Source organism: Shewanella decolorationis S12, from assembly GCF_000485795.1.
Classification (GTDB): domain Bacteria; phylum Pseudomonadota; class Gammaproteobacteria; order Enterobacterales; family Shewanellaceae; genus Shewanella; species Shewanella decolorationis.
Genome location: NZ_AXZL01000068.1, coordinates 196,400 through 211,733, shown reverse-complemented (window position 1 = coordinate 211,733; position 15,334 = coordinate 196,400). Strand labels below are relative to the sequence as shown.

The 15,334-nt window shown below is 47.7% G+C and carries 10 protein-coding genes; all 10 read left to right on the top strand.

Features of this window, described 5'->3' with window-relative positions; translation table 11 throughout:
- Positions 1 to 20: 20 nt before the first annotated feature.
- The 10 genes from SHD_RS12810 (at position 21) to SHD_RS12765 (ending at position 15,304) form a co-directional block, all read left to right on the top strand.
- Positions 21 to 1,940, top strand: a complete 1,920-nt coding sequence (locus tag SHD_RS12810) for an OmcA/MtrC family decaheme c-type cytochrome (RefSeq protein WP_023267510.1) — start codon at positions 21 to 23, stop codon at positions 1,938 to 1,940.
- A gap of 246 nt (positions 1,941 to 2,186) precedes the next feature.
- Positions 2,187 to 4,361 (top strand): OmcA/MtrC family decaheme c-type cytochrome, encoded by a 2,175-nt coding sequence (locus tag SHD_RS12805; RefSeq protein WP_023267509.1) that lies wholly within the window; start codon positions 2,187 to 2,189, stop codon positions 4,359 to 4,361.
- A gap of 331 nt (positions 4,362 to 4,692) precedes the next feature.
- A complete protein-coding gene (locus SHD_RS12800) occupies positions 4,693 to 6,645 on the top strand; it encodes an OmcA/MtrC family decaheme c-type cytochrome (protein WP_023267508.1) in 1,953 nt (650 codons plus the stop codon).
- Between the two features lie 68 nt (positions 6,646 to 6,713).
- Positions 6,714 to 7,703: a decaheme c-type cytochrome MtrA gene (mtrA, locus tag SHD_RS12795; RefSeq protein WP_023267507.1), complete on the top strand. Its 990-nt coding sequence runs from the start codon at positions 6,714 to 6,716 to the stop codon at positions 7,701 to 7,703.
- A gap of 12 nt (positions 7,704 to 7,715) precedes the next feature.
- Positions 7,716 to 9,809, top strand: coding sequence for an MtrB/PioB family decaheme-associated outer membrane protein (locus SHD_RS12790; protein WP_023267506.1), 2,094 nt, complete (start codon positions 7,716 to 7,718; stop codon positions 9,807 to 9,809).
- A 219-nt stretch (positions 9,810 to 10,028) separates the two neighbouring features.
- Positions 10,029 to 10,637 carry a hypothetical protein gene (locus tag SHD_RS12785; RefSeq protein WP_023267505.1) on the top strand — a complete coding sequence of 203 codons (609 nt, stop codon included), beginning with the start codon at positions 10,029 to 10,031 and terminating at the stop codon, positions 10,635 to 10,637.
- Positions 10,638 to 10,639: 2 nt separating this feature from the next.
- Positions 10,640 to 11,272 carry a uracil-DNA glycosylase family protein gene (locus SHD_RS12780; RefSeq protein WP_023267504.1) on the top strand — a complete coding sequence of 211 codons (633 nt, stop codon included), beginning with the start codon at positions 10,640 to 10,642 and terminating at the stop codon, positions 11,270 to 11,272.
- Between the two features lie 18 nt (positions 11,273 to 11,290).
- Positions 11,291 to 12,523, top strand: coding sequence for a sugar diacid recognition domain-containing protein (locus SHD_RS12775; RefSeq protein ID WP_023267503.1), 1,233 nt, complete (start codon positions 11,291 to 11,293; stop codon positions 12,521 to 12,523).
- A 153-nt stretch (positions 12,524 to 12,676) separates the two neighbouring features.
- The gene (locus tag SHD_RS12770) at positions 12,677 to 13,675 is read left to right on the top strand and encodes a catalase family peroxidase (protein ID WP_023267502.1); all 999 of its coding nucleotides are present in this window, start codon (positions 12,677 to 12,679) and stop codon (positions 13,673 to 13,675) included.
- Between the two features lie 270 nt (positions 13,676 to 13,945).
- Positions 13,946 to 15,304: a GntP family permease gene (locus SHD_RS12765; protein WP_023267501.1), complete on the top strand. Its 1,359-nt coding sequence runs from the start codon at positions 13,946 to 13,948 to the stop codon at positions 15,302 to 15,304.
- The last annotated feature ends 30 nt before the right edge of the window (positions 15,305 to 15,334 follow it).

Sequence of the window (15,334 nt, the reverse complement as noted above, 5' to 3'; positions counted from 1 at the left end):
CGTATTCCAAGGATAGAAATATGAACAAGTTTGCAAGATTTAGCTCACAATTCAGTCTGTTACTGGCCTTAACCACCCTGCTTACCGCCTGTGGTGGCAGTGACGGTAACGATGGCTCACCCGGTGAGCCAGGTAAACCACCCGCGATGACGATCACTAGCCTAAACATCATAGTCGATAAAGTCGCCGTGACCGACGGCATCGCCCAAGTCGATTATCAGGTGAGCAACCAAGACGATGAAGCCGTGGTCGGTATTCCCTCGGCCACCTTTATTGCAGCGCAATTACTGCCTCAGGGCGCGACAGGTGCAGGCAATAGCAGCGAGTGGCAACATTTTACCTCTGAAACGTGCGCCGCTTCTTGCCCTGGCACGTTTGTCGACCATAAAAACGGCCATTACAGTTATCGTTTTAGTACCGCATATAATGGCATGAATGGTGTGACATTCCTTAACGATGCCACCCAGCGAGTCGTCATCAAACTGGGCGGCGATGCACTAGCCGATGGCACGGCGCTCCCCATTACCAATCAACACTACGATTGGCAAACCTCGGGTAATACCCTAGCCTACACCCGTAACTTAGTTACCATTGAAACCTGTAATAGCTGCCACAGTAATTTGGCGTTCCATGGTGGACGCTACAACCAAGTTGAAACCTGCGTAACTTGCCATAACAGTAAAAAAGTCAGCAATCCTGCGGATATTTTCCCGCAAATGATCCACAGCAAACACTTAACGGGATTCCCTCAATCCATCAGTAATTGCCAGACTTGCCACGTCGATAATCCTGATTTAGCCGAGCGTCAAAACTGGCATAGGGTGCCCACTATGGAAGCTTGTGGAGCCTGCCATACCCAAATCAATTTCCCTGCGGGCCAAGGCCACCCTGCGCAAGCAGATAATAGCAATTGTGTTGCCTGCCATAATGCCGATTGGACCGCCAGCGTACACGGCAATGAAGATCAAATGGCCGCGTTAGCCCAGTTTAGTCCAAGCATCAGTAGCGCAAGCATGGATGCCAATGGCACAGTGACCGTTGCCGTGACGCTAAGCAATCCAGCAACTGGTACTGTATACAGTGAGAGCGCAGATAAGCTCAAATTTATCAGCGACCTAAGGGTCTATGCTAACTGGGGAACCAGTTTCGATTACAGTACCCGCTCCGCGCGCTCAATTCGTCTGCCTGAGTCCACACCAGTCACTGGCAGCAACGGCACTTACACTTATACCATTTCGGGTCTCACGGTTCCGGCGGGAACTGAGGCCGACCACGGCGGCTTAGCAATTCAAGGTCGAGTTTGCGCCAAAGATAAAGTACTCGTGGATTGCAGCACTGAACTTGCCGAAGTTCTGGTTATCAAGGCAAGCCACAGTTACTTCGATATGTCAGCCTTAAGTGCCACTGGCAGACGCGAAGTCATTAGCAATGCCAACTGCGCTAGCTGCCACGGCGATCAACAACTGAATATTCATGGCGCACGTAACGATTTAGCGGGCCAATGCCAACTTTGCCACAACCCGAATATGCAGGCCGACGCCACGGCGGCAAATCCCTCCATTACCTCCTTTGACTTTAAGCAGTTAATCCATGGGATCCATACCAGCCAATTTGCCGGTTTTGAGGACCTCAACTACCCAGGCAAAATCGGTAATTGTGCTCAATGCCATATCAAAGATGCAGCGGGAGTTTCAACGGTTGCCCTGCCCTTAAACTCTGCCGTTCAACCACTTGCGCTAAACAACGGCACCTTCACGAGTCCCATTGCCGCGGTGTGCAGTAACTGTCACTCAAGTGATACCACCCACAACCATATGATGCAGCAAGGTGCAGTATTTGCGGGAACAAAAGCCGACGCCACCGCAGGTACAGAAACCTGTGCTTTCTGCCACGGACAAGGCGCTGTCGCCGACATATTAAAAGTCCACCCGATTAATTAACCCTATGATGCAGGCCGAAAAGGCCTGCTACTGCAAATATAAAAGGAACTCATACTATGCAGTCATCTACCCCTAAAGAAATAGTCAGATCTCAATCACATTACCCGCTTAAAGTGACTGATAAATACCAATGACTTAGTTAGCCTTACAGGTGGGATCTAATTCCACACATTAAATACGGCTAATGAGATTTATTCCTATTTGAGACGTGTTTAATGATGATTAAAACTATTGCAGGGAAATATCATGATGAAACGGTTCAATTTCAATACCGCAACAAAAGCGATGTTGGGTGCCGGTTTACTTTCACTTCTTCTCACTGGCTGCGGTGGCAGTGACGGTAAAGACGGTGAAGACGGTAAACCAGGCGTTGTTGGTGTTAATATTAACTCGACCTCAACATTAAAAGCTAAATTCACAAATGCAACTGTTGACGCAGGCAAGGTCACCGTTGATTTTACATTGGAAAATGCCAATGGCGTGGCTGTACTCGGCTTAACAAAAGATCACGATTTACGCTTTGGTATTGCTCAGCTCACCCATGTGACTGAAGCAGCGGACGATCCAGCGAAAACTGCAGATCGTGGCTATCAATGGCAAGCTTACATCAATGCTAAAAAAGAGCCTGGTACAATTCCATCAGGTGTTGATAATCTCAATCCATCGACCCAGTACCAAGCCAACGTTGAAACAGCGAGTAAATGCGACACTTGCTTGGTTGACCACGGTGACGGTAGTTACAGTTACACCTATCAAACCAACATTGCTAATGTCACTGAGCCATTAACCGTTACTTACAGCGCTGACGCGACTCAACGCGCCACAATGGAGCTTGAGCTGCCACAACTTGCTGCGAATGCGCATTTTGATTGGCAACCTTCGACAGGTAAAACAGAAGGCATCCAAACTCGCAATGTGGTTTCTATCAAAGCCTGTTACACCTGCCACCAACCAGAAAGCTTAGAGCTTCATGGTGGTCGTCGTATCGATATTGAAAACTGTGCCTCTTGCCATACTGCAACATCTGGCGACCCAGAGTCAGGCAATAGCATTGAATTCACTTATATGATCCATGCTATCCACAAAGGTGGCGAACGTCATACCTACGATGAAACAGGCGCAGAAGTACCTGCTCCTTATAAGATTGTCGGTTACGGTGGTAAAGTGATCGACTACGGCAAAGTAGGCTTCCCATTGAAACCTGCCGCTGATTGTTCAGCTTGTCACGTTGAAGGTGCGGGTGCTCCAGCCAATGCAGACCTATTCAAAGCTGACTTAAGCAATCAAGCTTGTATTGGTTGCCATACTGAAAAACCATCTGCTCACCATAGCAGTACAGACTGTACCTCTTGCCACAATGCAACAGAGCCTTATGGCGGTACTGGCAGTGCAGCCAAACGTCATGGTGATGTACTGAAAGCCTATTCTGATACTCAAGCTATGGGCATTAAGTTTAGCAATGTGGGTGTGAATGGCACTGGTAAGATTACCTTTGATGTTCAAGTCGTTGATAAAGACGGCAATGCTATCGAAAACAAATATCTTAACCAAAGCTCACGCGTTATCGTGGCTTGGGATTCTGATAAAGATTACCCAAGCTATGCTGACGCCTCTTACAGCAACCGTCGTATCGCACTGAGCGAAGGCACTTACAACGAAGCGACCAAAACCTATACGTTAACTGGCACTAAGTTCAACCTGCCAGCGGATGCTAACGGTAAAACCTTTGAACTCTGGTCTACATTAGAAGTGTGTTTCAACAGCGGTGGTTACGGTGTTGCCGAAATCGTTCCAACCGATTGTAGTTTGCCGAACGTGCGCAAAGTGCCCGTGAAAGAAGCACCTTACCACTTCGTTTGGAAAGACAATGGTGTGGATAGCGCAGTAAAAGCTAAAACACGTCGTGAAATCATTGACCCAACTAAGTGTCAAGGCTGTCACAATCAGGAAATCCACCACTATGACAACGGCGTAAACTGCCAAACTTGTCATACATCGGATAAAACTCTGAAGACAGATGCGGCCTATCCAGGCGGCAAGATTCCAACCAGCTTTGCTTGGAAAGCGCACGAACGTGAAGGCCATTACCTCAAGTATGCGGGCGTTCAATCAGGTACTGTACTCAAGACCGATTGTTCAACCTGTCACACTGATAAAGGTATCACTCTTGGACGTGCTCCTGAGCGTGTATGGCGCTATGGCGACATCACCAACGGTGGGGCTGATATTTGGGTATCTTCAGATGCAGGTGCATGTTTAAGCTGTCACCAGAAGTATCTGTCTGATGCAACTAAGTCTCACATTGAAGCCAACGGCGGTATCTTAAATGGTACCAGTGCTGCGGATGTTCAAACCCGTGCATCTGAAAGCTGTGCAACTTGCCATACTCCAACTCAGTTACGCGAAGCACACGGTAACTAAATAAACCGCCTCTTTAGCGATTAAAGAGACTGGACAAAAAGAGAGAGGTAACCCCTCTCTCTTTTTATTTTCCACCTCACAATCCGCCGTTTTTTTGATCTAAATTTATTTTTCCCCTGTGGTTTAACTACCTCTTTAGAAATAGAAAGATCCAAGTCACACATTAGCAAAGGCCTTGAAGATTTTAGAGGCATGTTAGGTTAGCCTTTCCTTGGGGAATTCTATTTCCAGCATCCACTTAGGTTGCCTTCGAGACCAAAGTACAGACAAAGAATCTGTCGGGCGAAGAAGATAAGCACTTAAGTAATGCCAAACCTATGCAGGGAAAAAAATGATGAACACACAAAAATCAAAATTCGCACTGCTGCTTGCAGCAAGTGCCGTCACTATGGCCTTAACTGGCTGTGGTGGAAGTGATGGTAACGATGGTAAACCCGGTGAACCTGGCGGCGAGCCAGCTCCAGCCATTCAAAAACTCAATTTCACATTCAACAAATCAGTAGTGACTAACGGTGTTCCTAGTGTTGAATTCACCGTCACCAACGAAGACGATTTGCCCGTAGTTGGCCTGCAAAAAATGCGCTTTGCTGCAGCTCAACTCATTCCTCAAGGTGCAACTGGCGCGGGTAATGCCTCTCAATGGCAATACTTTGGTGATGAGACCTGTGATGTCGCGTCAACCTGTCCGGGCACCTTTGTGGACATGAAGAACGGCCGCTACAGCTACACCTTCAAAATGAACCTGACAGCCAACACTAAGATCACCTACAACGACCAGTTGGCTCAACGTGTACTTATCCGCGCTTACAACACGCCATTACCAGATGGTACCTTAGTGCCTAACAGCAACGCTTTTGTAGACTTTACCGCTGACACAGGTGCAGAACCTGGCTACAGTCGTAAAATCGTTGCCACAGAAAGCTGTAATACTTGTCACCAAGACTTAGCCAAAGTTAAACATGGCGGCGCTTACTCAGATGTTAACTACTGCGCGACTTGCCATACATCAGGTAAAGTGGGAGTAGGTAAAGAATTTAATGTGCTAGTCCACGCAAAACATAAAGACCTTACTTTAGGTTCACTTGAAAGCTGCCAAAGCTGTCACGTTGAAACTGAAGCCGCGCCAGATTGGACTAATTGGTCACGTATCCCAACTGCCGCCACCTGTGGCAGCTGTCATACTGCGGTGGATTTCGCAGCGGGTAAAGGTCACTCACAACAGCTCGATAACTCAAACTGTATCGCTTGCCACAACAGCAATTGGACTGCCGAGTTACACACAGGCAAAACCGCTGAGAAGAAAGCGGTTATGGCTCAGTTAGGTATGTCTGCCACACTCGCCGGTCAAGAAGACAACACTGCGGTATTAACCGTGTCTATCCTAGATAAAGACGGCAACGCCATTGATGCGGCAAGTGTACAAAATAAGATCAAACGTTTAGAAACTATCACTAACGTTGGTCCTAACTTCCCCATCATGGGCTACAACCCAAGCCCAGTAACACAGTATAAGAAAGTGACTAAAGACTTGGTCAAAGATGGCGCATTGCAAGCAGATGTGACCATCGTTGACGGTAAACTGGTCTTCACTACACCAGCACTGCCATTTGGAGCGGGTGATACTGACACCGCCTTTACCTTTATCGGTCTAGAAATGTGTAACACGGGTTCTACGCTAACGGCTTGTAGTGCAGATAGCACAACCACTAGTATGAAAGCCGAATTAGCCTTTGGTACTAAGTCTGGCAAAGCACCCAGCATGCGCCATGTGAACTCAGTGAACTTCAGCACTTGCCAAGGCTGTCACAGTGATACCTTTGAAATCCACAAAGGTCACCATGCAGGCTTCGTGATGTCAGAACAAGTTTCACATGCCAAAGACGCAAGCGGTAAACCAATCGTCGGTGTGGATGCCTGTGTGGCCTGTCATACCCCTGATGGTACCTACGCAAGCGGTGCAAACAAAGGTGGTTTCGAAATGAAACTGCACGTAGTTCACGGTGAGCAAGGCGTTATCAAAGAATGTACTCAGTGCCACAACGACTTCAACTTAGACGCGTTCAAAGTGAAGGGTGCACTGGCCACTTCTGCTGGTAAATACACCACCCCAATCACAGCAACTTGTACTTCATGCCACGCCCCAGAATCGATTGGCCACGGCTTAGAAAATATGGGCGCGATTGTGGACGGTGATTATACTCAAGCCAACCAAGCGGCACAGTCAGAAACCTGTTTCTACTGCCATACCCCAACAGTTGCAGATCACACTCAAGTGAAAATGTAATTTGCCCAAGCAGGGGGAGCTCGCTCCCCCTATCTTGAATTTTGTTGGGACAAATTGGGAAGCCTATTATGAAAAACAGCCACAAAATGAAAAACCTACTGCCGGCATTGATGATGTCTGCGGTCATGGCATTTGCCATCGCACCGAGTGCTCACGCCTCCAAGTGGGATGAAAAAATGACGCCTGAGCAAGTCGAAGCCACCTTAGATAAGAAGTTTGCCGAAGGCAACTACTCCCCTAAAGGCGCCGATTCTTGCTTGATGTGCCATAAGAAATCCGAAAAAGTCATGGACCTTTTCAAAGGTGTCCACGGCGCGATTGACTCCTCTAAGAGTCCAATGGCTGGCCTGCAATGCGAGGCATGCCACGGCCCTATGGGTCAGCATAACAAGGGCGGCAACGAGCCGATGATCACTTTTGGTAAACAATCGACCTTAAGTGCCGACAAGCAAAACAGCGTATGTATGAGCTGTCACCAAGACGATAAGCGTATGTCTTGGAATGGCGGTCACCATGACAATGCCGATGTTGCTTGTGCCTCGTGCCACCAAGTACACGTCGCGAAAGACCCAGTGTTATCTAAAAACACTGAGATGGACGTCTGTACAAGCTGCCACACTAAGCAAAAAGCGGATATGAACAAACGCTCAAGTCACCCTCTCAAATGGGCACAAATGACCTGTAGCGACTGTCACAATCCCCATGGGAGCATGACAGATTCCGACTTGAACAAGCCAAGCATCAACGAAACCTGTTATGCCTGTCACGCCGAGAAACGCGGCCCAAAACTCTGGGAGCATGCACCCGTCACTGAGAGTTGTGTTACTTGCCACAATCCTCACGGTAGTGTGAATGATGCCATGCTGAAAACCCGTGCGCCGCAGTTATGTCAGCAATGTCACGCTAGCGATGGCCACGCCAGCAACGCCTACTTAGGTAACACTGGTTTAGGTTCAAATGTCGGTGACAACGCCTTTACGGGTGGAAGAAGCTGCTTAAATTGCCATAGTCAGGTTCATGGTTCTAACCATCCATCTGGCAAGCTATTACAGCGCTAAGGAGACGAGAAGATGAAATTCAAACTCAATTTGATCACTCTAGCGTTATTAGCCAACACAGGTTTCGCCGTCGCTGCCGATGGTTATGGCCTCGCCAATGCCAATACTGACAAAGTGAAACTCTCAGCATGGAGCTGTAAAGGCTGCGTGGTTGAAACTGGCACATCTGGCACTGTGGGTGTTGGTGTAGGTTATAACAGCGAAGAGGATATTCGCTCAGCCAATGCCTTTGGGACATCCAATGAAGTAGCTGGCAAATTTGATGCCGATTTACGCTTTAAAGGTGAAAAGGGTTACCGTGCCAATGTTGAAGCTCATCAACTCGGTATGGATGGCGGTCGTTTGGATGTGAATGCCGGCAAACAAGGTCAGTACAATGTCAATGTTAACTATCGCCAAATTGCCACCTACGACAGCAATAGTGCCCTCTCGCCCTATTCTGGTATCGGCGGCAATAACCTGACCTTGCCCGATAACTGGGTCACCGCAGGTTCGAGCAGCCAAATGCCACTGTTGATGGACAGCCTGAACAGCCTTGAGTTATCACTGAAACGTGAGCGCACAGGCTTAGGGTTCGAATATCAAGGCGAATCCCTGTGGAGCACCTATGTTAACTACATGCGTGAAGAAAAAACCGGCTTAAAACAAGCCTCTGGTAGCTTCTTCAACCAATCTATGATGTTGGCAGAACCCGTGGATTACACCACTGACACCATAGAAGCAGGCGTGAAACTCAAGGGTGATCGTTGGTTCACTGCACTCAGTTACAATGGTTCGATTTTCAAAAATGAATACAACCAGCTGAACATTGACAGTGCCTTCAACCCCACCTTTGGTGCCCAAACCCAAGGTACGATGGCACTCGATCCCGATAATCAGGCACACACAGTATCGCTGATGGGGCAGTATAACGACGGCAGTAACTCACTGTCTGGCCGTATTTTAACCGGACAAATGAGCCAAGATCAGGCATTGGTGACGGATAACTACCGTTATGCAAATCAGCTTAATACTGATGCTGTTGATGCCAAAGTCGACCTACTGGGTATGAACCTAAAAGTCGTTAGCAAAGTGAGCAAAGACCTCCGATTAACAGGTAGTTACGATTATTACGACCGTGACAATAACACCCAAGTGGAAGAATGGACTCAGATCAGCATCAATAATGTCAACGGTAAGGTGGCTTATAACACCCCTTACGATAATCGTACGCAACGCTTTAAAGTTGCCGCAGATTATCGCATTACCCGCGATATTAAACTCGATGGTGGTTATGACTTCAAACGCGACCAACGTGATTATCAAGACCGTGAAACCACGGATGAAAATACCGTTTGGGCCCGTTTACGTGTCAACAGCTTCGATACCTGGGACATGTGGGTAAAAGGCAGTTACGGTAACCGTGACGGCTCACAATACCAAGCGTCTGAATGGACCTCTTCTGAAACCAACAGCCTATTACGTAAGTACAATCTGGCTGACCGTGACAGAACCCAAGTCGAAGCGCGGATCACCCATTCGCCGCTTGAAAGCCTGACTATCGATGTTGGTGCCCGTTATGCGCTGGATGATTATACCGATACTGTGATTGGTTTAACTGAGTCAAAAGACACCAGTTATGATGCCAATATCAGCTATATGATCACCGCTGACTTACTAGCAACCGCCTTCTACAACTATCAAACCATTGAGTCTGAACAAGCAGGTAGCAGCAATTACAGCACCCCAACTTGGACTGGCTTTATTGAAGACAAGGTCGATGTAGTTGGCGCAGGTATTAGCTACAACAATCTGCTGGAGAACAAGTTACGCCTAGGACTGGACTACACCTATTCCAACTCCGACAGCAACACTCAAGTCAGACAAGGTATCACTGGCGACTATGGTGATTATTTTGCCAAAGTGCACAACATTAACTTATACGCTCAATATCAAGCCACCGAGAAACTCGCGCTGCGCTTCGATTACAAAATTGAGAACTATAAGGACAATGACGCCGCCAACGATATCGCCGTTGATGGCATTTGGAACGTCGTAGGTTTTGGTACTAATAGCCATGACTACACCGCACAAATGCTGATGCTGAGCATGAGTTACAAGCTCTAATCTGCGTTTATTGATAGTCAAAAGCCCGCACTGCGGGCTTTTTTATTGCCAACAAAAACTTACCGCGCTTTGAATGCAAGTTCTGGCTATTCCAGAAGCAAAAATCTTGAATAAGATCAGACTCTGGAGCAAAACTCGCACTCAAAATAAGGTATTCCTTGAGTTCACAAGCACTTTAGCGGATGTTAATTCAGCCCGTTAATTTTCAGTGGATATTTGATGTCGTTCTTCACTTCTTGGCGTTTATCGCCTCTGCCTGCCTTTGTCGGCTTAAGTTTGCTCTCTACCCCTGCCTTAGCATTTGATTCAAGCGGTGGCTCGGCAAGCTTATTTATCATCGTAGGTCTTGGCGGATTTACCTTGCTCAATAGCTTAATGCAAGGGTTGTTCTTTTTTGCAGGTCAGTATCGTAATCCCATCTTTGCTAAACGCCATGTGCTGAGCGCACTCATAGTACCTCTACTCGCCTTTGCCTTAACTCTTTATGATCACAGCTCTTGGAGCGACTTTGCCCTCAATCTCGGCATGATCATTGTGGGAGTAGGATTGATTTTATTGCCGCTGCAGTTGCGTCAACTTAACCAGCCCAGTAACCAACATGCTAACTGGTTACTGAATCTTGGCGCCATACTCGTGTTAGGTATCAGTTATCTAGTGCCGCCCTGCGCACTGTTTGCGATTATTCTTGCGCATATTGCTATAGCCTCACGCCCCAACACAGAAGCCCAAAAACTCATCGCCAAAACAATGAGTTATCTTATATTAGCTGCGTCCTATGCGCTCTTTGGCTACTGGCTCTTTCATTTATTAAGCAAATTTGGGGCTTGAGGATGACAGACACTTCACGCCCAGCTATCGAGCCAAATTGCTCCGCAGAGCTAAGTGAACTGCTCCAGCAAATCCGTGCTTGCCAACAGTGTCGGACAGAGTTGCCCTTGCCGCCTAAACCTATCTTGCAAGCCAGTAGCCAAGCAAGGATCTTAATCGCTGGCCAAGCCCCCGGCGTAAAAACTCACCATAAGGGCATTCCCTTCGACGATGCTAGCGGTGAGCGGCTTAGGGTGTGGCTAAATGTCAGTCGGGAGCAATTTTATGACCCCGCGCGGTTTGCCATAGTGCCGATGGGATTTTGCTTTCCGGGAACCATTGAACGCAACGGTAAAAAGCAGGGCGATAAGCCCCCCCGCCCCGAGTGCGCTGCGACCTGGCATGAAAGGTTACTCGCCTTGATGCCACAGATAGAGTTAGTGCTGGTCCTTGGCCAATATGCGATTGAATACCATCTACACTCAAAAATGACTGTCACCCAAGCATGTGAACAATGGCAGCATTATTGGCCCAATGTGATCGTGTTACCCCACCCTAGCCCTAGAAATAACCTTTGGCTAAAACAACATCCCGAATTTGAACGAGTACTTATTCCTAAGATAAGATCACGTATCGCAGCATTATTAAATTCTTAATTGAAATAGGCACAGACCATGTATCTGCTCGATTCTGCCATCGCCAAGCAAATTGTAAGTCGTACGATGAAAATCATCGGACACAATATCAATGTGATGAATGGTCAAGGGGTGATTTTAGGATCAGGCGATCCCAAACGAATGGGTTCAGTCCACGAAGGCGCATTGTTAGCCATAGCACAAAATCGTAATGTAGAACTGAGCGAAGAAGTCGCCTCTGGTTTACATGGTGTCAAACCCGGCATTAATTTACCCTTGCATTATCAAGGACAAATCATTGGAGTGATTGGGATTACAGGCGATCCGGCCGAGTTAACCCACTACGGTGAGCTGCTAAAAATGACCGCAGAGATGATTGTCGAGCAAGCTAATTTGCAGGATAAGTTGCAGTGGGAAAACCGCCAACGTGAAGAATTTATCCTGCAACTTATTAAGGCACAAACCGATGATGATGAGCAATTGCACCGCTGGGCCAGGCAGCTCGATATTGATATCAATCTGCCGCGAGTGGCCGCCATTATTGAGGTCAGCGAAAAGCAATCCACGCCAACCCAGCACAAATCTGATGCCTTTTCTCCATTAGTCCAGAGCGGGCAAAGCACAGACGAGCATAATCCCAGAGTCAGCGAAACGCTCAAGCAAGTGCTGCATTTACTGCAAAACCCCGACAGAGGCAACTTGATTGCCATGACATCCATGTCGCAACTGGTGATCTTAAAACCCGCGTTTCTGGATGGAAAACAATGGGATCCCGAGCTTGAAAATCAACGTATCGATAAACTGCTACAACGCTTGCCCGCGCAAATGGATTTAAATTTTAAAATCGCACTTGGGCATTTTTTCCCTGAAAAAGGCGGTATTGCGCGTTCCTACCAAACCGCCCAAGAAACCTTGAGCATCGGCAAGCAACTTAACCCCGAAGGGACTAAATACCTGTTTGAAGATTACTCGTTACAAGTACTACTGTCGGGACTCAAGCATGATTGGCGTGGCCAAGCACTCACAAATGCCTATCAGCAATTAGCCAAGGCCGATAAAAACGGCCAGCTACGTAAAACCTTAGCCGCCTATATCACCCACTTTGGCGATGTGCAGCAATGTGCAGATGCACTATTTATTCATCGAAATACCTTGCGATATCGATTAGATAAAATTCAGCAACTCACTAACACCGATATCCATTCCCTGCATGGGCTATTAAGTCTTTATCTTGGGCAGTTGATAGATACCTCCAATTATCAGTTGGAGTAATAATCGTCGCGGGATAGCCCAATCAGAATTTGCGCCTAAGCCTTTCAGCCTCATAGTAATATTGCGCAATATTAATGAAAGATTTTTCCGCTTTGTCCTTTCCTATACCTAAAGGTGTCACCCATACGGTTAATCATTAAGGAAAGAAGTCCCATGCAGCCATTTCATGTCAAACTTAGCTTATTCACCACCGCTTGCCTAATGGTCGGCTCAATGTTTGCAGCCCCAATCGCCAACGCGGCAGAGCGAACCATTGCCGAATTAGTCGATGCTGTGAACGGCACGCCAGATGCGGCGAGTCGCGAAGCGGGTAAAAAAGTGAAACTGCGTAATCATACAAAAGGGTTTTGTACCTCGGGTTACTTTGCCCCAAATCCTAAATTACACGATTCACTCAACATTCCCTTTTTTAACCAAAATCCCATTAAAGTGACCGCCCGTTTTTCCCTCGGCGGTACCAATCCTAAACTTTCCGATAAAACCCCAGGGCGCTTTATGTCACTCAAAATTGATGGCGATAAAGAAAACCTGAACTTTGTCACTACCAATGTGCCGATATTCTTTGCCAGCAATCTGGATGATTTTTTTACCTTTCAGACCAAAGTGAAACAAGGTGCCGAAGGAAAACAGTGGCTTATCGATAATAAGCCCGATGCCAAAGCCTTTTTCAACTATCTAACACAACAGCCACCCAGCCCCAGCTTTGCCAATAGTCGCTACTTTGGCGTAAACAGCTTTCTGTTTACCGACAAGCAAAATAACAGCATTGCGGGTAAATGGATTTTTGAACCCGTAGCGGGCACCGCAGCACTGTCAGCCAGTGAACTTGCCAATCTGGGGGATGATTTTTTAAAGGCGGAATTACTCCAGCGCATAAACACCCAGCCAGCACAGTGGGATCTGTATATTCAGTTAGCGGAACAGGGCGATGAGATTAATAATCCGACTGTGCTCTGGCCCGAAAACCGCCAGCGCATTCTCGTCGGCAAAGTGGTGATTGATGGTAAGCGCGACAGCGATCCTCAAGTGCAACAATGCGATAAAAGCATCTTTAACCCTCTGCTCTTACCCAAAGGCATAGCAGCGTCAGATGACCCAATTCTCAATGCCCGCACCGCGGCATATGTCGAGTCCTTTATCCGTCGTCAATAAGCACGGCTCGCGGTGCGGTTCGCGTGAGCAAAACAATATTCTTAGCATTACATTCGAATTCACGGTCATTATTTTGTGCGCATGCACAAAATAATGGCCAATTCCGCCTGTAATTCCGTCGATTTACCCAAAGCTATTCAGTTTACAGTGTTCAATAATAGGCTGACCTTAAAGCAACCTTTATTTGACTTGGGGTTAAATAAAGACTGCGCCCTACAAAAACAGCCAAAACCACTTAAGAACTTCAGCCAAGACTGAACGGGACATCCTATGAACTTAGTGCTCATCCTCATCGGTGTGATTGCATTTATTGTTATCGCGACCTCAAAATTTAAGCTCCATCCGTTTTTAACCTTAATTCTGGCCGCCTTTATCGCCGCCTTCGCCTACGGTTTACCGAGTGGCGATATTGCCAAAACCATCACCACAGGCTTTGGTAATATCCTCGGTTATATCGGCCTTGTAATCGTGCTCGGGACCATTATCGGCATCATTCTCGAAAAAAGTGGCGCCGCCATTACCATGGCAGACGTCGTTATCAAAGTCTTGGGTAAACGCTTCCCCACACTCACTATGTCCATCATCGGTTATTTAGTGTCGATTCCGGTGTTTTGTGACTCGGGTTTTGTGATCTTAAACTCGCTTAAACAATCCATGGCCAACCGCATGAAGGTTTCGAGCGTGTCCATGAGTGTTGCATTAGCCACAGGTCTTTATGCCACTCATACCTTCGTGCCGCCCACACCTGGCCCTATCGCCGCGGCGGGTAACTTAGGGTTAGAGTCCAACTTAGGCTTAGTGATTGGTGTTGGTTTATTTGTTGCTGCCGTTGCCTCACTTGCGGGCATGCTATGGGCGAACCGTTTTGCCAGTGTTGAACCCGATGGTGAAGGCGCGGAAGAACTCAAAGCCCAAGCCGCTGATTTTGAAGCCTTAAAACAAAGCTATGGCACTCTCCCTAGCCCATTAAAGGCATTTGCACCGATTTTTGTGCCTATCCTATTAATTTGCTTAGGTTCTATCGCTAACTTCCCTTCTGCGCCACTGGGCAAAGAAGGCCTATTCAGCCTGTTGGTTTTCCTTGGCCAACCCGTTAACGCCCTACTTATCGGTCTGTTCCTGTCACTGCTGTTACTGAAAAGCGATAACAAGATTGCCGAGTTTAGTGAGCGCATCAGCCAAGGCCTCGTTGCCGCAGCACCGATTATTTTGATCACCGGTGCCGGTGGTGCCTTTGGCGCCGTGTTAAAAGCCACACCTATCGGTGACTTCCTCGGTAGTTCACTGTCGGCGCTAGGGGTGGGTATCTTTATGCCCTTTATCGTCGCCGCCGCGCTGAAATCGGCTCAAGGTTCATCCACCGTTGCCCTAGTGGCAACCTCGGCCTTAGTCGCGCCAATGCTCGGCGATATTGGTCTTGGTAGCGATATGGGCCGTGTGTTAACCGTAATGGCCATTGGTGCTGGCGCCATGACAGTCTCCCACGCCAACGACAGCTTCTTCTGGGTGGTGACTCAATTTAGCCGCATGAGCGTTAAACAAGCCTATAAAGCACAAACCATGGCGACCCTTATCCAAGGCGTCACCGCAATGCTGACCGTGTATGTACTAAGCTTAGTGCTGCTCTAAGCCGCACTTTTCTCATCCTTGGGCGCATCC

What these genes read in the sequence shown, in the direction of transcription:
- mtrA (WP_023267507.1), top strand. Translation starts at nt 6,714, where the DNA reads ATGAAAAACAGCCACAAAATGAAAAACCTACTGCCGGCATTGATGATG.
- SHD_RS12785 (WP_023267505.1), top strand. Translation starts at nt 10,029, where the DNA reads ATGTCGTTCTTCACTTCTTGGCGTTTATCGCCTCTGCCTGCCTTTGTC.
- SHD_RS12805 (WP_023267509.1), top strand. Translation starts at nt 2,187, where the DNA reads ATGATGAAACGGTTCAATTTCAATACCGCAACAAAAGCGATGTTGGGT.
- SHD_RS12765 (WP_023267501.1), top strand. Translation starts at nt 13,946, where the DNA reads ATGAACTTAGTGCTCATCCTCATCGGTGTGATTGCATTTATTGTTATC.
- SHD_RS12790 (WP_023267506.1), top strand. Translation starts at nt 7,716, where the DNA reads ATGAAATTCAAACTCAATTTGATCACTCTAGCGTTATTAGCCAACACA.
- SHD_RS12810 (WP_023267510.1), top strand. Translation starts at nt 21, where the DNA reads ATGAACAAGTTTGCAAGATTTAGCTCACAATTCAGTCTGTTACTGGCC.
- SHD_RS12780 (WP_023267504.1), top strand. Translation starts at nt 10,640, where the DNA reads ATGACAGACACTTCACGCCCAGCTATCGAGCCAAATTGCTCCGCAGAG.
- SHD_RS12770 (WP_023267502.1), top strand. Translation starts at nt 12,677, where the DNA reads ATGCAGCCATTTCATGTCAAACTTAGCTTATTCACCACCGCTTGCCTA.
- SHD_RS12775 (WP_023267503.1), top strand. Translation starts at nt 11,291, where the DNA reads ATGTATCTGCTCGATTCTGCCATCGCCAAGCAAATTGTAAGTCGTACG.
- SHD_RS12800 (WP_023267508.1), top strand. Translation starts at nt 4,693, where the DNA reads ATGATGAACACACAAAAATCAAAATTCGCACTGCTGCTTGCAGCAAGT.